Origin of the sequence: Limoniibacter endophyticus, assembly GCF_014652835.1 — a bacterium.
Classification (GTDB): domain Bacteria; phylum Pseudomonadota; class Alphaproteobacteria; order Rhizobiales; family Rhizobiaceae; genus Limoniibacter; species Limoniibacter endophyticus.
The window spans coordinates 241,301-262,058 of the sequence record NZ_BMZO01000003.1 but is presented as its reverse complement, the minus strand read 5'-3'; the positions used below and the strand labels follow the sequence as shown (position 1 = coordinate 262,058).

Genomic DNA, 20,758 nt, shown 5'->3' with positions numbered 1-20,758 from the left:
AAAAGGAAAAATGAATTCTCAAGTCGCAAAGTCGAAAATAATCTTGCGGACCATGCCTATATCCAGCCCGATGAACGACTGCAAGCCCACAGCCACCTGATGCTCCTTCAGATCACCGACAAAATCGCGCAAGTCGTGCTCATCCAGCTTGGGTCCGTTCCAGTAGACTTTGCAGAAATCATTCGTGTCCAAGAAATGGCCCTCGCCGCCCAGCGAATCATCGACGTAGCGGCCATAGATCATGCATTCGGAGAACTTGCGTTTCTTACCAATAGCGGCGACCCAATGGCTGCCTTGCACTGTTTCGATTTGCGCGCACATGTCGAGAACGGTCCGCCGGTCCCAGGCGATCAGCGTAGCGATATAATCCCGCGCAGACACATGTGGCGGCGTAATTCCAAGCACCTTGGCTGCGTTCACCGACCAGACGGGATGATCGCCGGACAGCTTCCGTTCCGACATAGGTCTGTGGAACAGCCGGATCGCTCCGTCATGATGAAAGGTGCTGCAATCGAACGGCCTGACGAAAGCGACATCGGAATCGCAGTAGACTAGCGTCTCTTCCGGTACGTGTCGCGCGATCGCGATACGGCGCAACTGCTGCACGTGCCAGCCCCGCAGGGGTAGGGTGAACGGGCTGATCCAAAGACGGCGCTCTCCCCAATTTGTAGGGTCCGGGATATTGACTAGCCAGCGCGGCAGGATATCGCGCTCGTCCACGATGATACGACGCGGTCCTTCCAGCACCTTGAACATCGCTACATCCCGTCCTTCGACGAGAATATAGTGGGTACTCAGGCCGCTCATGAAACGATCGACTGTTTCGCACAGCATCCTGCATCGCTCCAAATCGCCACGATAGCTCGGCGTTATCAGAGCATAATTATGTTCCATCAGGGGTCTCCTACGCCGCTGCGAAAGCCGAGCCGCTGCCTGGCAACGCGCGCCAGAAACAGAGGGTTGCCAAGAATATAGCGGCGCCAGAGACGCTTAGGCTCGAGATAGAGCCGATAGACCCATTCGAGACGTGCCTTGCGCATCCATACTGGCGCACGCGTCACGTTCTCCGACAGAAAATCGAACAGGGCTCCAACTCCCATAGCCACGCAGGCATGCGTGACGTCGATCCTGTTTGCAATCCACATCTCCTGGCGGGGAACGCCCATCGCGACAATCAATATGTCGGGTTTTTGCACCGCGAGACGCTTGAGGATCACCTCCTCCTCCGGGGCGGTGAAATATCCATCGCTGATGGAGATGAATTTATGCTGCGGAAACCGCTCGCTCAACCTGCTATGAGCCGTTTCCAGCACATTCGGCTGCGCGCCCAGGAGCGCGACACGCAAGGACGTTTGATGCGCTTGCAGGAAGGCTGGCACGAAGTCGGTGCCGTTGAGATTGTTGCGGAAGTTCCGCCCTCTCAACAGTCGCGCCGCCAAATCCACGCCAATACCGTCCGGCACCACGTCGAACGCCTTCAACGCACCCCGGAAATCGGGACGCGCTGCTGCTTGATTCACGAGGTGCGCATTTGCGAAAGCAAGCTTGAGATGAGCCCGTCTGGCAACCACCTCGGAGAGATGCATAATCATCTCAGCCTGACTAGCATCGATCACCCTAACGCCAAGGATATCGACTGTCTCGAAACTGTCCGGCGTGGTCATTCCAGCCCTCCGCCTCGCTGCTCTGACGCCACGTCGAGTCCAAGCAGCAATGCCCGATCAAGTGCATCGCGCTGACTTTCGTAGAAGGTACTGCCGTCGGCACGTGGCGCGTCTCCCATCATCGCGCCTATTGCGGCGGCAAAGGATTTGGCATCATCGGCTACCCGACAGTTGCCGGGGAGATAGGAAATGCCGCGCAGAGAACTCGGCGTCGCCACTGCCGGCACGCCCAGCTCGAAGGTTTCGATGGTTTTCAGTTGCACGCCCGTGCCGACCCGGCTTGTCAGGGCCATGAGACGCGACGACGTCACGAATTGCGTTGCATCCGGCACACGACCGATGAATTTCACACGGGGATGAGCAGTCACGAGATCATGTGGCGGTGTTCCGGCAATTTCCACCCGCACAGATTTATCGAGCAAGGGCACGACATGATTTAAAAACCATTCGAGACCGATACGGTTGGGTTGCCACGTCCACGTGCCGATCAGCCCGACATCGCGGATAATCTCGGCCGCTCCGCGGCTGGCCGGGGCTTGCCGCCCGACCACCAGAGGCAACGTAATCGACCGGGCCGGGCTATCGACGCCTAGCTCGGCACGATCTTCTTCCGCCAAGGTAAATACGAAGTCCGCATTGGCACAAAGGCGTTCTTCCAGCGCTTTCAGCAGTCGCGCCTCCCGACGATAGAGTATCTGTTCAAGGATGCTTTTTGCCGCGTCGGCGTTCTGCTGCGCTGAGATATGCTCGACATTATGCGCAACGAAAATTGTGGGCTTGCCAGCAAATAATCCTTCGTAAGCACCTGCGAATTGCGCCGCATTGGCGATGAAGCCGTCGAAGGGTCCGATCTTGTCGAGCGCTTCGCGGACTTTATCCAGCGAGCGCAATTGCAGCTTCGCCGAGGAAAACGTTAGGCCTTTGGCCAGCGCGGTGAACAGCCATTTGAGCTTTTCCCTGGGTCCGGCAACATGCGTGCGAAGCTCCAGTTCCCCAAGCAGGACCGTCTCATCGGGATTTTCAATCGCATGGCCGGGCCAGCCATAGCCCAGAACAGTCACACGGCAACCAAGCCGGCGTAAACCGTCGATAATCGCCTGGTTGGCTATTTCGTAGCCACTGGTCGCGGTTTCATGCGGCACCAGCGACGTTGCGAAAACCAGATGCATGCCCTCTCCCGTCAATAGCCGATGCCCTTGCTGCCGCTTCTTATACGCGCAACAGCTTTGGAAAGCGCACCGATTTGTGATGATATTTAACGCGTCCTTAAAGGGAAGCGGCAAATATCACGCAAAACAGATTAGCGGCTGCTTTCATGGTTTCACTTCCCGACAATATCACTCTTCTCGCACAATCGCCGGGCTTAAAACCGACGATGACGGAAGTCATCGTGATCCTGCCGACGTTCCGCCGCCCGGGTCATCTGCGCAAGACGTTGGATTCGCTGATTCTGCAGCAGACGCAGCGCATCTTTGCGGTGATCGTCATGGAAAACGACGCGGAGAAACGCGAAGGGGCCGAGGCGGTCACGAAGCTTTTTACCGCCGATACGCTTTCGGGCATGCTGATCATCGCGCATGATCGCGGCAATTGCAGCGCCTATAATGCAGGCTTCATCACCGCGCTGCAGCGCTTTCCAACATTCTCCTATCTGCTCATCATCGACGATGACGAGATCGCCGACCCGCATTGGATCGAGCGCATGTGCTCAGCCGCGGAAGAGCAGACCAGCGATATTGTCGGCGGGCCACAAGTTCCAATGTTCGCCGTCTCCGGCTTTCAGCGTCTCGAAAGCCATCCAGTGTTCCATCCGCCCTACAGAAAGAGCGGCCGTGTCAAGGCGCTTTACTCCTCTGGTAATCTGCTGATTGCACGTGACGTGCTGGAAGCAATGGGGCCGCCGCATCTCGATCTGCGCTTCAACTTTCTTGGTGGGGGCGATTCCGACTTCCTCAGCCGTTCGGCCGAACAGGGATATCGCCTCGGATGGTGTGCGGAAGCGCCTGTCTTCGAAACCGTTCCGGCCCGCCGCACCAAACCCGACTGGATCAGGTCGCGTGCCATTCGCAACGGCGTGATCTCGACGCTGGTAGAGCGCAAGAAGCGCGCCGGCGACCCGCTCGGTCGGATAAAGACAATCGCGAAAAGTCTGGCTCTTCTCGTGGCCTCACCATTGCGCGGCCTTGTGGATCTCGTAAAAACAGGTTCGCTGTCTGTCGGGCTTTACCCGGTTTACGTAGCATTCGGGCGGCTGGCCGCCGAATTCGGATACATAAATGAACAGTATCGCCAAGCCGAGAAGAATTAACGCGGGCCGCCCCCCTCTGAGCGATGCGACGCTCGCACGCATCGCTCTCGTCGTCGCGACGGTACTATTCACCGTTGCGCTCATCTCCGTTCGCCCATTCCAGCCCGCGGGCGGCGATCCTGCCGTGCAGGGCGGCGATATCATGAACCAACTCGGCTATGGCGGGCTTGGCGCGCTCTCCATCTTTGCCTTGATGACGCTCGCCAATCGCAACGCTCTGCGCGTCATCATCAGTCCCTGGTGGATTGTCGCGATCGCGTTCGTGCTGATCTCCGTCACGCAGGCGATCGATCCGGCCGGCGCGATGCGCTCGGCGATCTTCACCGTGATCGCCATCATTATCATGATGACGGCCGTATCCCTGCTGGAAGACGGAAACGGTTTCGCGACCCTTCTCAGTATCAGCGCATTTTCGGTTCTCGGCCTCTCCTATATCGGCCTGGTCCTTTTTCCCTATGCAGCAATCCACCTGGGAGACACTTACGAGCCTCAGCACGAAGGCCTTTGGCGCGGTCTGTTCAGCCACAAGAACATTGCCGGACCGGTGATGAGTTTCTTTGCCTTCGTCGGCGTCTATCTGATGAGACGGGGTTGGCTCTGGCGTGGCAGCATCATTCTCATCCTCTCCCTCTTGTTCATATCCCATACCGGGTCAAAAACGACGATGGGCCTCGTGCCGCTCGTCATGATCCTGGTCGCACTGCCAAACGTTCTGGGCATGCGTGCGCTTGCCGTGGCGATCATTGCAACAACGCTCGCCTTGTCTGCGCTGGCGACGCTCGGCATCGTCTTCATCCCGGCTCTGCATGATCTTGCCGCACAGTTTCTGCCCGATCTGACCTATACGGGGCGTGTCACCCTTTGGGCGTTTTCCGGTGAGCATGTCCTCCAGCGTCCCTGGACCGGCTATGGCTTCGAAAGTTTCTGGCGCACCCCAATCGTCTATCTTGCCGATCGGCATTTTGACTGGGCATGGGACATTCGCGGCATCGTCCATGGGCATAATGGCTATATGGATATCGCTGTAACCATGGGCCTCCCCGCGCTTTTCGTCTCGCTTGTCGTGTTCGTTGCAGCCCCCCTGCACGATTATCTGCGCACCCCGCGTTATCGCGAGAACATCTATCTTGCCGACCTCTTCATGATGATCGTGCTTTTCGCCCTGCTCAATGCCTTGCTGGAATCCTTCTTTTTCCGGCGCGCCGACCCGGTCTGGCTTTTCTTCATCTTCGCGACCTTCGGATTGCGTCTGGTCGCACGTGTCCCCATGGCCTCCAGGCTCCGCAACTGATAGAAGCAGGCCTACAAGATCGAAGGAGAAGAATATGAGCAACGAGATCATCCTCGTCGGTGCGGGGCATATGGGCTATGCGATGCTGGAGGGCTGGCTTGGCGCTGAGATATTGAAGCCTGAACAGGTGGTCGTCGTGGAACCGGCGGAAGCGCTACGGGACCGCGTCGAAGAACATGGTTGCGCGGCCGTCTCATCGGCTGCCGATCTCGGTGACGATCTCAAGCCGCAGATCATCGTGCTGGCCATCAAGCCACAGATGATGAACGATATTCTTCCCGATTATAAACGCTTCGGCGCGGCCGAGACGACCTTCCTTTCGGTCGCTGCCGGAACCTCGATTGCCACCATCGAAGGTCACACCGGTCCTTCGCCGGTGATCCGCGTAATGCCGAACACACCTTCCGCTATTGGCGAAGGCATGCTTGGCGTCTTCGCCAATGAGCGCGTTTCGGACGAAACGATGCAGTTCGTCGATCAGCTGCTTGTTACAAGTGGCGATGTCGTGCATGTCGAGCGCGAAGAGCAGATCGACGCCATCACCGCCATTTCCGGCTCCGGCCCAGGCTATGTCTTCCATTTCATCGAAGCATTGACCGAGGCTGCCAAGGCAGTCGGTTTCGAGGAAGATACCGCCCTGCTGCTGGCCAAGCAGACAATCTATGGCTCTGCCTGCCTCGCAATGGAGAGCGAAAACAGTCCCACCGAACTGCGCAAGCAGGTGACTAGCCCGAATGGCACGACTGCCGCCGCACTTGCTGTTCTGATGGAAGGTGATGCGATGACAAAGCTCGTCACGCGCGCAGTTACCGCCGCGCGTGACCGGGCTGTCGAGCTTGGCAAATAATCAGCCGGCGACGACACAGGCGACGGGGGCGGCATCTTCGCCCTTCGTCAAATCCTCAAGAGTAGCATCGGCGCCGCCCTTCGCGTGCCAGATGAAACGATCGCCCGCATAGCGCGCTCCGGAGCCGGTGATGACGTTGGCGGCGACAACGAATTCATTGCCGATAGTCAGTGTCGCCAGTGAAACCGAGCCTGCATTAATATAGGTAACCTCCACCTGCGTACCATTGCAGTCATAGGTCGACGATTGCGACTGCGCCTGCTCTGTCGCGTCCGGGATGTCGATGGTGATCGCCGCGCCCTTCGTCGTGCGACCGAATACCAGAACCGGCTGGCCTTGCGTATCGGCAAGGATCAGCTTCGACTGGTCTTCTTCCAGCTTCCAGCTGGCGACCGTTTCGAACGCCTTGAGGTAGACTTGCTCCAGCTGCATCGCGGTCTCGTCACAAGCCATCTTGGTCGAAGCCAGCGCGCCGAAACTCATCTCGTCGTCGCGGATTTCTGCCTTGCCGGCGAAGCGATTGCAGCCGCCCACACCGCTGACATCGCCGGTGTCCACGATATCGAGCGTCGGCACACGCTCGGCCTGCACTTCCTCGCCATCAATCTCCGCAAGGGTCCAACTCCCGGTAGGGGTGGCCGTTTGCGTGGAGATCGCCCAGGCGGAACCGGCCGTCGATGCCAGCATAGCGGCAGACAGAAAGGCGATGGATACAAACGTTTGGTTGCGCAACGGCATTCTCCTTAGCAGAATCAACATTGGGAGGATGCCCCGAACGCAGATGGTTTGGGAGCCTCTTTCTCATCCGCCCGGGTTGGAAAACGCCCCGCGGGTCGGGCTGGTTGCATCTCCACTTGCGGTTTCACCGGACGCAACGGTACAAATGGCAGCATGAACCTGCGCTTTTACACATCTGTGCACGCCCATATCGACCGTTGGGAAAAGAAGAATCTAATCGATGCCGGTATGGCGCGGGCGTTGCGCGAAGAGGCGCAGGAGCAAAAGAGCTTCGGGCTCGGCGCATTGCTCGCCAGCCTCGGCGGCGTCCTGATTAGTGCGGCGATCATTACGCTGATCGCCGCCAATTGGGAAGCAATCCCGCGCCTCATGCGCGTCGGCCTTATCCTGTCCCTGATCTGGGGCGGCTATCTCGGCGGCGCATGGCTGCAAAACAAGGGTAGCAAACCGCTGGCGGAAGTTTTCTATCTCGTTGCCGGTGTTTCCTTCGGGGCGGGCATAGCGCTTATCGGTCAGATGTATCACATTTCCGGAGATACGATCTCCGCCATTCTCATCTGGTTTTCGGGCGTTTTCGTCTCCAGCCTCATTCTGCGGTCTTCTCTGCAGGCTGGTGCGGCAAGTGCCATCGCCGCCTTCTATCTGTATACGGCTGTGCTGGATTCAAACCTCGCTGGCAACAATTACATCTGGATCACGCCGCTCCTGATCGCCCTTTGCGGCTTTGCCGGGTGGTGGGCGGGAAGCCGCCTCGCGGCGCATCTCGCCTTCCTGCTCGGCATCTGCTACTTCCTCGTCCTTTATTTCGATCTCGACCGGGTTTCTGTCCTCTTTGTTTCGGGCGCGCTTGGCCTTGTCTTCTATCTGGCCGATGCGTTCTTCCCTGCCATCGTTGAACGCCGGACGCGCTTTTCCGAACCGATCGGAGCCTATGGTCTGTTCCTGCTCCTCGCATCGATCGGCACGCTGCAATTCGAAAATCTGATCGAGCGCAATGACAGCCTGATGATATTTGGCATCGCCATCATTGCAATTGCCGTCGGCGCGATCGTCCTTTCAGGCATGCGCAACGCGTTTGCGCGACGCGTCGCCTATCTCGCCTTCTCCATCGAAGTGCTGATACTCGCGCTTGAAACGATCGGTACGCTTCTTTCCACTTCCGGCCTATTCTTCGGCCTTGGCATCATCGTGCTGGCGCTGGGCGCACTTGTGCTGCGGCTTGAAAAACGCCTGGCTAAACCAGCCGCCGGAGATGCAGCATGATCCTCCACCAAAAGCGTACGGGACTCTTCGTCATCGCTGGCATCATGGCAATGTTCCAATCGGGTTTTCTGCTCGCTTCGATCCAGCAGCGCGCCGACGTTCTCCGCAACGGCGCAGAAATTGTCCTGCAAACCGCGCCCGTCGATCCGCGAGATCTTTTGCGCGGCGATTATGTGACGCTCGGCTACGACATTACCCGCATCGAGCTTTCGCGCGTTGAAGGCAGCAAGGAAAATACCCGCCGCAATCAACCCGTTCGCGTCTTCGTGCAGACCGGAAGCGACGGCGTGGCATCCTTCACCCGCGCCAGCTTCGACAGCACTGCAATGCCGCGGGAAGGCGAGATCATGCTCCTTGGCACTGCGCGATCAATCGGCAGCACAACGCTGCTGATCAACTACGGCATCGAGCGCTACTACGTTCCCGAGGGCAAGGGGCTCGCCATCGAACATGCGCAGCGTGAGCAGCGCGTCGACGCTGTCATCGCTGTTTCCAATGGCGGCAAGGCGCAGATCAAGGCGCTGCGCATCGACAGCAAAACGATCTTCGAAGAGCCCCTGTACTGACGCCTTCCAAGCCCGATTGACAAGCCGGCTTTTCATATTATGGTGCGCCCCATCCGAGGGGTGTGCTTCCAGAGCGAAGCGCTGAGATGGCTCTTGCCGAACCCTTGAACCTGATCCGGGTCATGCCGGCGTAGGAACGGAAAGCGCATCGTCTTCACGCGCAACTCCCCATTTCTCAACGCTGCCAGGCCCGTGTCGCAAACGGGGTACCGAGCTTGTACAAGCGCGTGGGCGAAAGCGAAGGCAGGATATCGACGGTGCTGACGGCAGCTGCCGCACCGCTCGTCATTCTCCTGCTCTGGCAGGTGGCTATCGTGCTTCTGGCCCCTCCATCCTATATTTTCCCAGCGCCCGCCACCGTCTTCGAGACACTCGCTGCAAAGCCAGACCATTTCCTCAAACATACGCTGATTACATTACAGGAGATCGGCCTGGGCCTCTTTTTCGGGACGATTGCGGGCGTCGTGACCGCTATCGGCGTCGCCTCCTTTCCACGCACCGGACGACTTGTCTGGCCGCTGGTCCTGGTGGCACAGGCACTGCCGGTTTTCGCCATAGCGCCGCTCCTGGTTCTCTGGTTCGGCTTCGGCACGACGTCCAAGGTCGTGATGACATCGCTCATCATCTTCTTTCCCGTTGCTTCGGCCTTTGCTGATGGCATTCGCCGTACCGACCGCGACCTGCTCGATTTTTGCGCCCTCACGGACGGCACACATCGCCAGATCCTCTGGCGCGTGCGGCTGCCGCTGGCCTTGCCGGGACTCGTCTCCGGCCTGCGCGTTGCAGCCCCTCTTGCCCCGCTCGGCGCCATCGTCGGCGAATGGGTCGGTGCATCCGGTGGCCTGGGTTTTATCATGCTCCAGGCCAATGCCCGCATGCAGACCGCGGATGTCTTCGCAGGGCTGGCCATTCTGGCCTTTCTCACATTGGCTTTACGTGCAGCCATCGATCTTCTCAGCCCTCTCCTCGTGCCATGGGCGAGAGAGAATGGCTTCCAGCAACAGGCAAAACCATGACGAACCAAACACGCGACAATGTTTCCGCCCTCGTCTCAAGGATGCGTGATCGAAAACCGCTCGTTCACTGCATCACGAATTATGTGGCAATGAATATTTCCGCCAATGTGCTTTTGGCGATCGGCGCTTCTCCAGCCATGATCCACGCGCCGGAGGAAGCGGGAGAGTTTGCCTCCATAGCCGACGCGCTGCTCGTCAATATCGGCACCGTCTCGCCGCATTGGTTTAACGGCATGTCAGTTGCTGCGAAGGCGGCGAACGCAGCCGGCAAACCCTGGGTGTTCGATCCCGTCGCACATTTTGCGACAGCCTATCGCCGTGAAGCTACCGCGCAGTTGATGACGCTCGCGCCGACGATCATACGCGGCAATGCCTCAGAGATCATCGCCCTCGCCGGGGCGAGCGGGGGTGGTCGCGGTGTCGACTCCGGTGACAGCGTGGAGCAGGCCAAGGAAGCCGCGCGGACATTGGCACGCCGGTATTGCACCGTCATTTCGGTCAGCGGCGAACACGACTTCGTGACCGATGGAAAACGCGAGGCCATTATCATCGGCGGCAGCGCATGGATGCCATCGGTAACTGCGCTCGGCTGTTCCCTTTCGGCAACCACGGCGGCATTCGCAGCAATAGCTGAGAAGAACTTCTTTTGCGCTGCGATCGCAGCGCTCGCCTGTTTTGCCGAGGCTGGCGAGAAAGCGGCTGAACGAGCCGAAGGCGCGGGCACATTCGCCATCGCCTTTCTTGACGCGCTTTCGACACTCGACAGCTCGGCTCCTGCCCAGAGGATCGCGTCCTCATGATCACCCTCCTCAAATGTCCGAAGGCCAATCGATGAAACAATTGCCCAAATTCCTCATCGCTATCATGCTCTGGTGCGCAGCCGCTCTTCCTGTCTCGGCTGCGGACAAGCTCGACGTCATGCTCGAATGGTTCGTCAATCCGGACCACGCACCGCTTGTCGTTGCCAGAGAACTCGGACTGTTCGACAAGGCCAATCTCGACGTTAATCTGGTCGCGCCGTCCGATCCCTCGTCCAGCCCCCGCCTCGTCGCTGCCAAGCAGGCGGACATTGCCGTGCATTATCAGCCGAACCTTTATCTCGATCATGCACAGGGCTTGCCGCTGGTGCGTTTCGGGGTTCTGGTCGAAACGCCGCTGAACACTATTACCGTTATGAAGGACGGACCAATCCAGTCGCTCGCCGACCTGAAAGGCAAGAAGATCGGCTTTTCGGTTTCGGGCTTCGAGCAGTCGCTTGTTGCGGCCATGCTCAGGTCGGCAGGTCTTTCGCCTGACGATGTGGAACTGATCAACGTCAATTTCGCTCTCTCGCCCGCGCTCATCTCCGGTCAGGTTGATGCCACGATCGGCGGCTATCGTAATTTCGAGCTGACGCAGATGAAGCTCGAAGGACAGGAGGGCCGTTCCTTCTACGTTGAAGAACATGGCGTTCCGCCTTATGAAGAACTGATCTACGTGACCCACACGGACAACGCAAAAGACCCTCGTCTGCCGCGTTTCCTCGCAGCGGTGGAGCAGGCGACGATCTATCTGACGAACCATCCGCAAGAAGCGTGGCAGCTCTTCATCAAGGCTTATCCCGACCTCGACAACGCGTTGAACCGTGAGGCCTGGGTCGATACGATGCCGCGCTTTGCCAAACGTCCCGCCGCCATCGACGAGGCTGCCTATGCGCGCTTTGGTGCCTTCATGAAAGAGCAAGGACAGATCGAGCGCGCGCCGGCGGTTTCCGACATTGCCATACAGGTGAAATGATGCAGAACCTGCCAAGACATGCCGGCACGCTGCTCATGCGTATTCGCGAAAACGCACCGCGCGTCCATTGCCTGACCAATGCCGTCGTCAAGGAACTGACCGCCGATGGGCTGACCGCAATCGGCGCCATTCCCTCCATGACCGAAAATGCTGACGAGATGCCGGATTTCATGGACGTTTCGAAAGCTCTTCTCGTCAATCTGGGAACGCTCGATCCGGCTCGGACCGAGGCGATAAAGACCGCCGTGTCACTTATGGCAGCAGCACAAAAGCCCTTCATCATAGATCCGGTAAAGGTCGAGATTTCCGAAAGCCGTCTGGCTCTTGCGCACACGCTCTGCGCGCAGAGACCCGCCGCCATTCGCGGCAATGCAGCAGAAATCGCGGCGCTCGCACCTTCCGCGCCTTCCGCCGCGCTTGTCACGACGGGAGCGGACGATACGATCCGGTGGGGTGGCAAGAGCATTACCGTCCACAATGGCGACCCGCTCATGGGTTATGTGACGGGTACGGGCTGCCTGAGCGGCGGTGTCATAGCGGCATTTTTGACGGTTGAAGAGGATCGCATGATCGCCGCCGCTTGCGCCATGCTCGTCATGGGAGTGGCCGCAGAGATCGCCCGTCCGCAGGCACGAGGGCCCGGCACGTTTCGTGCTGCTTTGCTCGACGCGCTTTACAGCCTCGACACCGAAACCCTGATTCAACATGGAAGGATCAGCCAGAATGGCTAAGGTGGACTATCGTCTCAACGGTATCGTCGATGTCGACAATCTAGGCGGTGAAAATCTGCCCGTACTTGCCCGGCTTGCGGCCGACAACGGCGTCACCATCCTGCAATATCGCGACAAGAACAGCGACACGCGCGCGATGATCGAGCGCGCCCGGGAAATCCGTGCAGCGCTCGCCGGCACGGGCGTCCCGCTTCTCATCAATGATCGCGTCGATGTCGCGCTGGCGGCAGAAGCCGATGGCGTCCACATCGGACAGGAGGACATGACACCCGCAGATGCACGCGCCCTGCTTGGTCCGGACAGAATCATCGGCCTTACCGTGAAGAACGAGGCGGATGGACAAGCAGCGCGCTCCAGCCCCATTGATTATGCCTGCGCGGGTGGTGTTTTCGCCACGGCTTCGAAGGAAAATCCCGACAAGCCGATCGGTACGGAGGGGTTGCGCAAGATAATCGCCCAGATCAAGGCATCGCGTCCCGATATGCCCGTCGGGGCCATTGCGGGTATCGATCTCTCCAACGTTCCGGAGGTGATTGCTGCGGGAGCGGACGGGATCGCCGTCATCTCGGCGATCTTTCGCGCACAGGATCCGGCAAAGGCAGCCCGCGATTTAAGGCATGCAGTGGATCGCGCCCTCTCGGAGCGCGCATCATGACGGCCAAGGCGCTCACGATTGCAGGTTCGGATAGTGGCGGCGGTGCCGGGATCCAGGCCGACTTGAAGACGTTCTCCGCGCTTGGTGTCTTCGGCACCAGCGCGATCACCGCGATTACTGCGCAAAACACGCTGGGCGTTCAGGCCATTGAGAATATTTCACCAGCCATGGTTGCCAGCCAGATCGATGCGGTGCTTTCCGATATAGGTGCCGATGCAATCAAGATCGGCATGGTTTCCGTCACGGCGACGATCGAAGCGATCGCCGATCGCCTCGATGCACATGCGCGTAACGCCATCGTCGACCCCGTCATGGTTGCGACCTCCGGCGACCGTCTGCTCGCAGAAGAGGCCATGGCCGCGCTAATAAATCTGCTTATCCCGCGCGCAAAGCTTGTCACGCCCAATCTGCATGAGGCAGCGCTGATCACCGCCAGCGACATTGCGCAAACGGAAGCAGCGATGGAAGAGCAAGGCCGCGCTATCCTGGCCATGGGCGCAGAGGCCGTACTTGTGAAAGGTGGTCATGGTACCACGGCGGAAAGCGTCGATCTCCTGGTGCGCGCGTGTTCACCTGCCTTTCGTTTCCCCGCCCCACGGATCGATACGCAGAACGATCACGGCACGGGATGTACGCTTGCCGCAGCCATCACGGCAGAACTTGCAAAAGGTTCGCCGCTCGAGAAGGCGATTGCCGACGCAAAGGGCTTTCTAACCGAGGCACTGGATGCCGGGCGCGACCTGGCGATAGGCAAGGGTAGCGGTCCGGTGCATCATTTCCACCGCTGGTGGGGCTGAGGCGAAGGGCTTTTCTTTTGCCCGTTCCATGTTCTAAATATCCGGCATGAGCATAGAATCCGTTCGTGCCTTCTTCGCGGCACATGCACCCGACATCGAAATCCTTGAAACGCCCGGCAGCTCGGCAACCGTCGCGCTGGCTGCCGAGGCCTTCGGCGTCGAACCCGGCCAGATCGCCAAATCCATCGCGGTCCGCGTCGGTGAGGAACCCATATTAATCGTGGCGGCCGGAACGGCGCGCATCGACAATCGCAAGTTCAAGGACCGTTTCGGCACCAAGGTGCGTATGCTCGATGCCGCGCAGGTCGTGGCAGTCACCAGCCACCCAGTCGGCGGCGTCTGCCCCTTCGGCCTGCCCGGCCCCTTGCCGGTCTATTGCGATAAATCACTGCAGAGCTATGCAGAAGTCGTGCCCGCAGCCGGTTCGACCAATTCAGCCGTACGCATCGAAACCCAGCGCATGGCCGATCTCATCAGCGCCGAATGGATCGACGTCTGTCAATGAAATGAATTTTTATGGAGGAGGCACTGAGAGCGGTGCCTTCTTACGGTCAACGGAAAGAAAAAGCCCGCCGGGGGAGGAGATCCGGCGGGCTTGATCTGAAGATACGATGTGGGAGGAGGATACATCGTATCTGAGTGTTGGATCTCGGGGAGGAGGTCGATCACCAACACTTACAATCTACGCAATGCCTAACATGATGGCAACCAACGTTTATGCCTATTTGCTATGCAAAATCGTCAGAGCTTATGGCGGCCAATTGCCCTTCACGGACATGCGAAGACCTTGATGACTTTACCCGGCGTCCGTGACCATAAAATGACGATTAAGATTTATCCGCTGATGGAGGAAATATCTTTCCCGTATTGGTAGAAACACATGGTTAACCAGCGCTTGCTACATAAGAATCATGGTTAATTCACGTGGGGCGCGTGGGCATGATATTCGTCAAGGGCATTCTGGCCGCAGGTATTACCGCCGCGGCCATCGGCGGCAGTGCACACGCGGCCGATTATGATCGGCCGATCTTCTACCCGGAAACGAATGGCGGCCTCAGTGGCATGACGGGTAACGTCGAGGGAGCCTTGGCCAAGTCTGAGAATGACCTTCTCGATTCGCGGAACTGGTCGATCCGAGGTAGCGTCAACGCCAGGGTGAGCGGTGGCCTCAACATCCAGGGCGACCTCGGCTACGGCAAGCACGATTTCGATTTTATCGGCGACGGCTCGTCCTATTACGGGACGTTGCACGGCTATTATCGACCGGAGGAAGTCTTTGCAGTCGGGGCCTTTATACATGGCGCCAAGACCGATCTGGATGCACTCGGCTCCGCCGATCTTCTTGAAACGCGCATGGCTGGTCTTGAAGTTGCGTGGTTTAGCGACGCGGCAACCTTCTACGCACAGGGCGGCTACGGCAAGACCGATCTCCTCGGCCTCGATGCCGATCACCTGATGGGTCGCCTCGGCATACGCTACTTCCTGGCCGACAATATCCGCATCGATGCGGAAGGCACGGTAAACCGCCTTTCGACCGATATTGGCGATATTGATCACGCCAGCGCCAAGGCTCTCCTCAACTACCGTCCCGACGGCCTCCCTGTCTCGGTCTATGGCGGCTACCGCAAGGATTGGCTCGAACCGAAGAGCGGAGGGGCAAGCCCCGGATCGACGGACAGCCAGAGCATTTTGGCTGGGCTTCGCTTCCACTTCGGCTCCGACAGCCTGAAGGAAGAAGAGCGCAACGGTCCCATCTGGTCGAGCGCGCCAATCCTCCAGCCGTAAAGGCAGCACGCAAAAAGAAAACCCCCGCAAGCACTATGCTGCTGCGGGGGCTTTTTCACGTCGGGAGCAAGGCTTATTCGCTGACGGGAAGGACAGCCCCCTTGTACTTTTCCTTGATCCAGTCCTGGATCTGCTTGGAATGCAGGACTGCAATCAGTTCCTTGATTTCCGGCTTGTTCTCGTCGCCTTCACGTACCGTAATAATATTGGCATATGGATTGTTCTCACCGCTTTCGACAGCGATCGGCTCATTTACCGGATCAATGCCAGCCCCCAGCGCATAATTAGCATTGATGACGACGGCATCGCCTTCCTCATTCTGGTAGGCCTGCGGCAGAAGGGCAGCTTCGATCTGGGTCGAGAAGTCGATATTCTTCGGATTCTCCACGATATCGTCAATGGTGGCGGAAGTCTTTTCGACACCATCCTTGAGCTTCAGAACGCCTTCCCGCTCGAAAATCGACAGAATGCGGCCCTGATCGGCGACGGCATCACGAATGACAATCTTCGCGCCATCCGGCAGATCCTTCAAGCTCTTGACGCCCTTGGAATAAATGCCGATCGGCTCTATGTGGATCGCACCGGCATTGACGAACTTATAGCTCGGATTCTGGCTTAGGACTTCGTTCAGGTAAGGGATGTGCTGGAAATAATTGGCATCGATTTCCTCATTGGCTAGAGCCGTGTTCGGCAGGATGTAGTCCTGGAACGGAATGATTGTCAGATCGACGCCCTTCTCCTTGAGAAGCGGCGCAGCTTCTTCGAGTATCTCGGCGTGCGGCACGTTCGACGCGCCAATCTTGAGTTCGGCGGCGTGGGCAGCAAGCGCGCTCGCGGATAGTAGAGCTGCAAGGGCGATTTTTTTCAACATGGCTCAATCCTCATTTTATTAGGAACGACAATGCGGCGTGTCTCCCGTCACCGCTTGTCGAGTTTGCGTACGAGCGTGTCGCCGACGAATTGAATGACGAACACGATCAGGAGAATGGTTACCGTTGCGACCAAAGTCACGTCGGGATGATTGCGCTGGAAGCCTTCGAGATAGGCGAGATTGCCGAGGCCGCCTGCACCTATCGCACCTGCCATCGCAGTATAACCGACCAGGGCAATCAGCGTCACGGTGATACCTGAGACCAGCGCCGGGGCGGATTCCGGGATCAGTACGCGCCAGATAACGGTAAGCGCGCCCCCGCCCATGGCCCGCGTCGCCTCGATCACACCCTTGTCCACCTCGCGAAACGCGAGCTCGACCAGACGCGCATAGAAAGGAGCCGCACCGATGATGAGTGCCGGAAGTGCTGCATTCGGCCCGAGCATTGTGCCGACGACGAAACGCGTGAAGGGAATAAGCAGCACGAGCAGAATCAGAAATGGGATCGACCGGAAGATATTCGTAACGATCGACAGCACGAAATAGGCAGTGCGACTGGCAAGTAATTGCCTCGGCGAAGTCAGGAAGAGCAAGCAACCAAGCAGCAGGCCGAGCACAAAAGTTGCAACCCCGGACCACGCGGTCATGTAGAGCGTATCCCACAAAGCCTTGGTAAGCTGCGGGATTTTCACATAAGGGAAGAAGGAAGCGACGGTCTCGATCATGACTTACTCACGATCTGCGCGTCCACGCCTGCATCGCGAACGAAGGAAAGAACCGCTTCGAGCGCCTCGCCTTGCGCCGGAATATGCACATAGAGTTCGCCGAACGAGCCGTCGCGCGTCTTGTTCAGCTGGCCATGCACGACATTGATGCCGAGCGCGAATTTCTGAATTGCCTGCGCCAGCACCGGCTCCTGCGCACGGCGTCCATCATAGACGAGGCGCACGAATGCGCCCTCTCCGGTCGCGTATATTGGCGGTTCGAAAGCAGGGATTGCCTCGTCGGCGCGCTCGATCTGACGCACGAAACGGCGGGTGATTTCCTGCTTGGGGCGCGAAAAGACTTCCAGCACGGGACCTTCCTCGACGACCCGCCCCGCTTCCATCACCGCGACGCGGCTGCAGATGTGGCGAACGACATGCATTTCGTGCGTGATCAGCACGATGGTCAGGTTGAGTTTCCTGTTTATATCAAGCAGAAGGTCGAGAATGGAATCTGTCGTCTGCGGATCGAGCGCGGAGGTTGCCTCGTCGCACAAAAGCACGTGCGGGTCGTTCGCCAGCGCGCGCGCAATGCCAACGCGTTGCTTCTGACCGCCGGAAAGCTGTGAGGGCCAAGCATTCTCACGCCCTTCGAGACCAACGAGCGCCACAAGCTCCTTCACGCGCGCATTGATTTCGACCTTGTCCTTGCCGGCGATCTCCAACGGAAAAGCGATATTCTGCGCCACCGTCCGTGACCAGAGCAGATTGAAATGCTGGAAAATCATGCCGAGCTTGGGGCGCACACGACGCAAAGTCGCCTCGCTGGCATCGCCAATACTGGTACCGGCGACGGTGATCGTGCCGCCACTCGGTTTTTCCAAACCGTTGAACAGGCGGATCAACGTGCTTTTGCCTGCACCGCTATAGCCGATGATGCCGCAGATAGTCCCTGCCTCGACATCGAGGCTGACATTATCGACAGCCAGCACTTGGGCATCGCCTTCACCAAACGTTTTTGAAACTTGCCTGAGAGAAATCATTTTCGGAACCAGAGAAATCGCCGCTACAATAGAGTCGCTAACCGGGGATTGAAGGAAAATCATTCCATATATCGGGTATCGATGAAATGAAATTTCCCGTTTACAGCTTTCTAACGCGAAAGCGTCACAAGGCGCCGTTCATACGACTGGACGGCGATAATGTCGAGCCGGACAATTGCGCGTTAGCCCCATCTTGACGGGAAAAGCCTGGGCATTTTGGCAAGGTGCCTCAGCTATTGACCCGCTCGATATTCAAGAATTTCCGCGACTGAAACACGGCCTTGTCACGTCGCACCAAGCGTGTCTATTGTTATACCAATAGTAACACTGGGGTGAACATCGCATGACACGCGGCATAATCGACGCAGTGGTCAACATCTGGACAGAGGAAGCCCTGGCAGGCCGCCCCGACCGGACCGACTTCTATACAGGTAAGGTCAAGGTCGATCGCGAGACTTTCGAGGGTATATCTCTGGAGGAGATGATCACGCGAATGGACAAGGCTGGCATAGAGAAATCCATGCTGATCGCCGCCAAGGTCGGCCCTGCCGATCATCGCAAGTGCTACCATGTCCCTTACAAAATGGTGGTCGATGCCGTGCAAAAATATCCAGATCGCTTTCTGGGCCTCGCCGGAGTGGATCCGACGGAGGGTATGCATGGGGTTCGCGAACTGGAAAAGGCCGTACGCGAGTACGGCTTTATCGGCGCGCATCTTTATCCGCACTGGTTCGAGTTAGCACCCGATCACGCTCGCAACTATCCCTTCTATGCCAAATGCGTGGAGCTGGACGTTCCAATTCAGCTTCAGGTGGGTCAGTCGCTTGTCTACGACAGAACTTTTCCGCGCCGTAGCGTCGGCCGTCCGATAACGCTCGACAGCGTGGCCTGCGACTTTCCGGAGCTGAAGCTGATCGGTATTCATGTCGGCATTCCATGGGCGGAAGAGATGATCGCCATGGCCTGGAAGCATGAAAACGTCTTCATCGGCTCGGATGCACATGCACCTCGCTATTGGCCCCAATCCTTTGTTCATTACATAAACACCTACGGACAGGACAAAGTCATTTTCGGCACGGATTTTCCTGTGCTCGATTTCGAGAAGACCATCCAGCAGATCGACGAACTTGACCTGCGACCCGTTCCGAAGCAGAAATTTCTGCGCGGCAACGTGCTTCGTATATACGGCCTCGATAAATGATGAACCTTGCCGAAGCCATCACGATCAATGCCAAGGCACGTCCTGACCATATCGCCATCATTGAGGGCAGCAGGGTCCTGACATATGCGCAACTCGATACGCATATTCGCAGTCAGGCTGGGCGCCTTCATGCCAAAGGTATAAGGCCCGGCGATCTGGTGGGCTTGTGTCTCGGCGATACGACCGAACATATCGTCAATCTTTATGCTCTCGCCTATATGGGGGCGGTCATTCTTCCCATGGACGTACGGTGGACAAATGCCGAGCGGCAGCGGGTTTCAGATCACTTCCAGGCAAAACTCGTGCTTGTCGAGCAAGATAGCGACAGGTTCGGAACGGTTGAAACGGTAGCACTTGATAAACTACCGAAGAATGGTGAGGAGCCTGTGCTGCGAACCGGCAACGAGATCCCCCTCTTGCTTTCGCTTTCCTCCGGCACAACGGGACGCCCGAAAGGTCCGCGAATCACGCATTATCAGATGCTGCGACGGTTCTGGACGCACTGGATCAATCTCGCGCTCAACAGCAATGCACGTTACGTTTCTGCCACCCCCCTCTATTTCGGTGGCGGGCGAACCTTCGCCATGTCCGTCCTTTTTGCCGGCGGAACGCTGGTTCTCTTTCCACCACCATTCCAACCGGATGCACTCTGCCGCGAGCTGGCACGAGTTGACGCAACGAGCGTCTTTCTCGTGCCTACGCAGTTGCGCAAGTTGCTGGAGCTACCTCGCGAAACGCTCGTGCCATTTGGCAGACTTGATCTTCTGATCTGTAGCGGCGCGCCGCTCGATACGGCTGAACGGGTCGCAATCGACAATCTTTGCCCCAACTTCGTTGAGTATTACGCGTCGACGGAAGGTGGCGGTGTGACGCTCGGAACGCGTCAGACGCGGGCAAAACAGCCGGATTCGGTCGGAATTCCGGTCTTCGGCGTCAGTGTAGAAGTCGTAGGTGACGATCATATACCGCTTCCACCCGGGCAGATCGGACGTTTGCGCTACCGTGGACCAGGGGTTGCAACCGGCTATTACAATGACGAGGAGGCCGGGGAGGACGCGTTTCGCGACGGCTGGTTTTATCCAGGCGATCTGGCGGAAATAGACGCCTCCGGTCACGTGTCACTGCGCGGTCGCAGCAAGGACATGATCCTCCGAGGCGGGATCAACATATATCCCGGGGACATCGAGACGATTTTACGCGAACATGACGATGTGAACGAGGCGTCGGTGGTCGGTTGGAAAGCGGGGCTCATGGGAGAGGAGATCGCGGCGTTTGTCGTTGGCACAAGACCCCTGGAGCAGGCCGAGCTTGAGGCTTGGTGCAAGGAACGTCTCGCCCCCTACAAAGTGCCGAGGATATTCATTCAGGTCGAAGACCTTCCTCGCAACAGTTCCGGCAAGGTCCTGAAGACGCAACTCGCGGAAAGATTACCCGTCTTCCCTGTTGCGTAAAAATCAAAGACGCGATTAAATGTTATAATAATAATACAAATACCGAGGGTA

General features: G+C 58.0%; 22 protein-coding genes and 1 riboswitch. Of the genes, 15 read left to right on the top strand and 7 right to left on the bottom strand.

Annotated features, from left to right (window positions below; genetic code table 11):
• Positions 1-18: 18 nt before the first annotated feature.
• From IE151_RS05905 to IE151_RS05895, 3 genes are read right to left on the bottom strand one after another with little or no spacing between them, the layout of a single operon-like run.
• A complete protein-coding gene (locus IE151_RS05905; RefSeq protein ID WP_244636622.1) occupies positions 19-894 on the bottom strand; it encodes a DUF6492 family protein in 876 nt (291 codons plus the stop codon).
• Entirely contained in the window at positions 894-1,664 is a 771-nt protein-coding gene (locus IE151_RS05900; protein ID WP_189488869.1) for a WecB/TagA/CpsF family glycosyltransferase, read from the bottom strand. Before IE151_RS05900 ends, IE151_RS05905 begins: the two co-directional genes overlap by 1 nt.
• A complete protein-coding gene (locus IE151_RS05895; RefSeq protein WP_189488867.1) occupies positions 1,661-2,833 on the bottom strand; it encodes a glycosyltransferase in 1,173 nt (390 codons plus the stop codon). The genes IE151_RS05900 and IE151_RS05895 overlap by 4 nt, the downstream gene beginning before the upstream one ends.
• Positions 2,834-2,979: 146 nt before the next feature.
• On the opposite strand from IE151_RS05895, the gene IE151_RS05890 reads away from it, so the two are divergent.
• From IE151_RS05890 to proC, 3 genes are read left to right on the top strand one after another with little or no spacing between them, the layout of a single operon-like run.
• Positions 2,980-3,972 carry a glycosyltransferase family 2 protein gene (locus tag IE151_RS05890; protein WP_189488865.1) on the top strand — a complete coding sequence of 331 codons (993 nt, stop codon included), beginning with the start codon at positions 2,980-2,982 and terminating at the stop codon, positions 3,970-3,972.
• The gene (locus IE151_RS05885) at positions 3,941-5,263 is read left to right on the top strand and encodes an O-antigen ligase family protein (protein ID WP_189488863.1); all 1,323 of its coding nucleotides are present in this window, start codon (positions 3,941-3,943) and stop codon (positions 5,261-5,263) included. Before IE151_RS05890 ends, IE151_RS05885 begins: the two co-directional genes overlap by 32 nt.
• A 34-nt stretch (positions 5,264-5,297) precedes the next feature.
• On the top strand, positions 5,298-6,110 hold the full coding sequence (gene proC, locus IE151_RS05880; protein WP_189488861.1) for a pyrroline-5-carboxylate reductase: 813 nt from the start codon (positions 5,298-5,300) through the stop codon (positions 6,108-6,110).
• Here proC and IE151_RS17705 read toward each other — a convergent pair whose 3' ends face one another.
• The gene (locus IE151_RS17705) at positions 6,111-6,842 is read right to left on the bottom strand and encodes an META domain-containing protein (protein WP_244636621.1); all 732 of its coding nucleotides are present in this window, start codon (positions 6,840-6,842) and stop codon (positions 6,111-6,113) included.
• 159 nt (positions 6,843-7,001) lie between these two features.
• Between IE151_RS17705 and IE151_RS05870 the strand changes: the two genes are divergently transcribed.
• The 10 genes from IE151_RS05870 to IE151_RS05825 all read left to right on the top strand — a co-directional run bounded on the left by IE151_RS05870 (position 7,002) and on the right by IE151_RS05825 (position 15,437).
• Positions 7,002-8,111: a DUF2157 domain-containing protein gene (locus tag IE151_RS05870; RefSeq protein ID WP_189488860.1), complete on the top strand. Its 1,110-nt coding sequence runs from the start codon at positions 7,002-7,004 to the stop codon at positions 8,109-8,111.
• Positions 8,108-8,677 (top strand): GDYXXLXY domain-containing protein, encoded by a 570-nt coding sequence (locus tag IE151_RS05865; protein WP_189488859.1) that lies wholly within the window; start codon positions 8,108-8,110, stop codon positions 8,675-8,677. Before IE151_RS05870 ends, IE151_RS05865 begins: the two co-directional genes overlap by 4 nt.
• 46 nt (positions 8,678-8,723) lie before the next feature.
• Positions 8,724-8,831: riboswitch (TPP riboswitch) on the top strand.
• 94 nt (positions 8,832-8,925) lie between these two features.
• Complete coding sequence (locus IE151_RS05860) at positions 8,926-9,693, top strand: ABC transporter permease (protein WP_382344890.1); 768 nt, start codon at positions 8,926-8,928, stop codon at positions 9,691-9,693.
• Entirely contained in the window at positions 9,690-10,493 is an 804-nt protein-coding gene (gene thiM, locus IE151_RS05855; protein ID WP_189488858.1) for a hydroxyethylthiazole kinase, read from the top strand. The genes IE151_RS05860 and thiM overlap by 4 nt, the downstream gene beginning before the upstream one ends.
• A gap of 64 nt (positions 10,494-10,557) precedes the next feature.
• Positions 10,558-11,469, top strand: a complete 912-nt coding sequence (locus tag IE151_RS05850) for an ABC transporter substrate-binding protein (protein ID WP_382344887.1) — start codon at positions 10,558-10,560, stop codon at positions 11,467-11,469.
• Positions 11,469-12,200 carry a hydroxyethylthiazole kinase gene (locus IE151_RS05845; protein ID WP_210310863.1) on the top strand — a complete coding sequence of 244 codons (732 nt, stop codon included), beginning with the start codon at positions 11,469-11,471 and terminating at the stop codon, positions 12,198-12,200. Before IE151_RS05850 ends, IE151_RS05845 begins: the two co-directional genes overlap by 1 nt.
• Positions 12,193-12,855 carry a thiamine phosphate synthase gene (gene thiE, locus IE151_RS05840; RefSeq protein WP_189488855.1) on the top strand — a complete coding sequence of 221 codons (663 nt, stop codon included), beginning with the start codon at positions 12,193-12,195 and terminating at the stop codon, positions 12,853-12,855. Before IE151_RS05845 ends, thiE begins: the two co-directional genes overlap by 8 nt.
• The gene (thiD, locus tag IE151_RS05835; protein WP_189488853.1) at positions 12,852-13,652 is read left to right on the top strand and encodes a bifunctional hydroxymethylpyrimidine kinase/phosphomethylpyrimidine kinase; all 801 of its coding nucleotides are present in this window, start codon (positions 12,852-12,854) and stop codon (positions 13,650-13,652) included. The genes thiE and thiD overlap by 4 nt, the downstream gene beginning before the upstream one ends.
• Before the next feature lie 46 nt (positions 13,653-13,698).
• The gene (locus tag IE151_RS05830; RefSeq protein ID WP_189488852.1) at positions 13,699-14,157 is read left to right on the top strand and encodes a YbaK/EbsC family protein; all 459 of its coding nucleotides are present in this window, start codon (positions 13,699-13,701) and stop codon (positions 14,155-14,157) included.
• A 434-nt stretch (positions 14,158-14,591) separates the two neighbouring features.
• On the top strand, positions 14,592-15,437 hold the full coding sequence (locus IE151_RS05825; protein WP_189488851.1) for a hypothetical protein: 846 nt from the start codon (positions 14,592-14,594) through the stop codon (positions 15,435-15,437).
• A gap of 73 nt (positions 15,438-15,510) precedes the next feature.
• Here the strand turns inward: IE151_RS05825 and IE151_RS05820 are convergent, their stop codons facing one another.
• Genes IE151_RS05820 through IE151_RS05810 form a run of 3 tightly spaced genes read right to left on the bottom strand, consistent with a single transcriptional unit; the run spans position 15,511 to position 18,055 of the window.
• Entirely contained in the window at positions 15,511-16,308 is a 798-nt protein-coding gene (locus IE151_RS05820; RefSeq protein WP_189488850.1) for a MetQ/NlpA family ABC transporter substrate-binding protein, read from the bottom strand.
• A gap of 47 nt (positions 16,309-16,355) precedes the next feature.
• On the bottom strand, positions 16,356-17,033 hold the full coding sequence (locus IE151_RS05815) for a methionine ABC transporter permease (RefSeq protein WP_189488849.1): 678 nt from the start codon (positions 17,031-17,033) through the stop codon (positions 16,356-16,358).
• Positions 17,030-18,055 (bottom strand): methionine ABC transporter ATP-binding protein, encoded by a 1,026-nt coding sequence (locus IE151_RS05810; RefSeq protein ID WP_189488848.1) that lies wholly within the window; start codon positions 18,053-18,055, stop codon positions 17,030-17,032. The genes IE151_RS05815 and IE151_RS05810 overlap by 4 nt, the downstream gene beginning before the upstream one ends.
• 343 nt (positions 18,056-18,398) lie before the next feature.
• Between IE151_RS05810 and IE151_RS05805 the strand changes: the two genes are divergently transcribed.
• Positions 18,399-19,256 (top strand): amidohydrolase family protein, encoded by an 858-nt coding sequence (locus IE151_RS05805; protein WP_189488846.1) that lies wholly within the window; start codon positions 18,399-18,401, stop codon positions 19,254-19,256.
• A complete protein-coding gene (locus IE151_RS05800; protein WP_189488844.1) occupies positions 19,253-20,707 on the top strand; it encodes a class I adenylate-forming enzyme family protein in 1,455 nt (484 codons plus the stop codon). The genes IE151_RS05805 and IE151_RS05800 overlap by 4 nt, the downstream gene beginning before the upstream one ends.
• The last annotated feature ends 51 nt before the right edge of the window (positions 20,708-20,758 follow it).

What these genes read in the sequence shown, in the direction of transcription:
- IE151_RS05905 (WP_244636622.1), bottom strand. Translation starts at nt 894, where the DNA reads ATGGAACATAATTATGCTCTGATAACGCCGAGCTATCGTGGCGATTTG.
- IE151_RS05900 (WP_189488869.1), bottom strand. Translation starts at nt 1,664, where the DNA reads ATGACCACGCCGGACAGTTTCGAGACAGTCGATATCCTTGGCGTTAGG.
- IE151_RS05895 (WP_189488867.1), bottom strand. Translation starts at nt 2,833, where the DNA reads ATGCATCTGGTTTTCGCAACGTCGCTGGTGCCGCATGAAACCGCGACC.
- IE151_RS05890 (WP_189488865.1), top strand. Translation starts at nt 2,980, where the DNA reads ATGGTTTCACTTCCCGACAATATCACTCTTCTCGCACAATCGCCGGGC.
- IE151_RS05885 (WP_189488863.1), top strand. Translation starts at nt 3,941, where the DNA reads ATGAACAGTATCGCCAAGCCGAGAAGAATTAACGCGGGCCGCCCCCCT.
- proC (WP_189488861.1), top strand. Translation starts at nt 5,298, where the DNA reads ATGAGCAACGAGATCATCCTCGTCGGTGCGGGGCATATGGGCTATGCG.
- IE151_RS05870 (WP_189488860.1), top strand. Translation starts at nt 7,002, where the DNA reads ATGAACCTGCGCTTTTACACATCTGTGCACGCCCATATCGACCGTTGG.
- IE151_RS05865 (WP_189488859.1), top strand. Translation starts at nt 8,108, where the DNA reads ATGATCCTCCACCAAAAGCGTACGGGACTCTTCGTCATCGCTGGCATC.
- thiM (WP_189488858.1), top strand. Translation starts at nt 9,690, where the DNA reads ATGACGAACCAAACACGCGACAATGTTTCCGCCCTCGTCTCAAGGATG.
- IE151_RS05850 (WP_382344887.1), top strand. Translation starts at nt 10,558, where the DNA reads ATGCTCTGGTGCGCAGCCGCTCTTCCTGTCTCGGCTGCGGACAAGCTC.
- IE151_RS05845 (WP_210310863.1), top strand. Translation starts at nt 11,469, where the DNA reads ATGCAGAACCTGCCAAGACATGCCGGCACGCTGCTCATGCGTATTCGC.
- thiE (WP_189488855.1), top strand. Translation starts at nt 12,193, where the DNA reads ATGGCTAAGGTGGACTATCGTCTCAACGGTATCGTCGATGTCGACAAT.
- thiD (WP_189488853.1), top strand. Translation starts at nt 12,852, where the DNA reads ATGACGGCCAAGGCGCTCACGATTGCAGGTTCGGATAGTGGCGGCGGT.
- IE151_RS05830 (WP_189488852.1), top strand. Translation starts at nt 13,699, where the DNA reads ATGAGCATAGAATCCGTTCGTGCCTTCTTCGCGGCACATGCACCCGAC.
- IE151_RS05825 (WP_189488851.1), top strand. Translation starts at nt 14,592, where the DNA reads ATGATATTCGTCAAGGGCATTCTGGCCGCAGGTATTACCGCCGCGGCC.
- IE151_RS05820 (WP_189488850.1), bottom strand. Translation starts at nt 16,308, where the DNA reads ATGTTGAAAAAAATCGCCCTTGCAGCTCTACTATCCGCGAGCGCGCTT.
- IE151_RS05815 (WP_189488849.1), bottom strand. Translation starts at nt 17,033, where the DNA reads ATGATCGAGACCGTCGCTTCCTTCTTCCCTTATGTGAAAATCCCGCAG.
- IE151_RS05810 (WP_189488848.1), bottom strand. Translation starts at nt 18,055, where the DNA reads ATGATTTCTCTCAGGCAAGTTTCAAAAACGTTTGGTGAAGGCGATGCC.
- IE151_RS05805 (WP_189488846.1), top strand. Translation starts at nt 18,399, where the DNA reads ATGACACGCGGCATAATCGACGCAGTGGTCAACATCTGGACAGAGGAA.
- IE151_RS05800 (WP_189488844.1), top strand. Translation starts at nt 19,253, where the DNA reads ATGATGAACCTTGCCGAAGCCATCACGATCAATGCCAAGGCACGTCCT.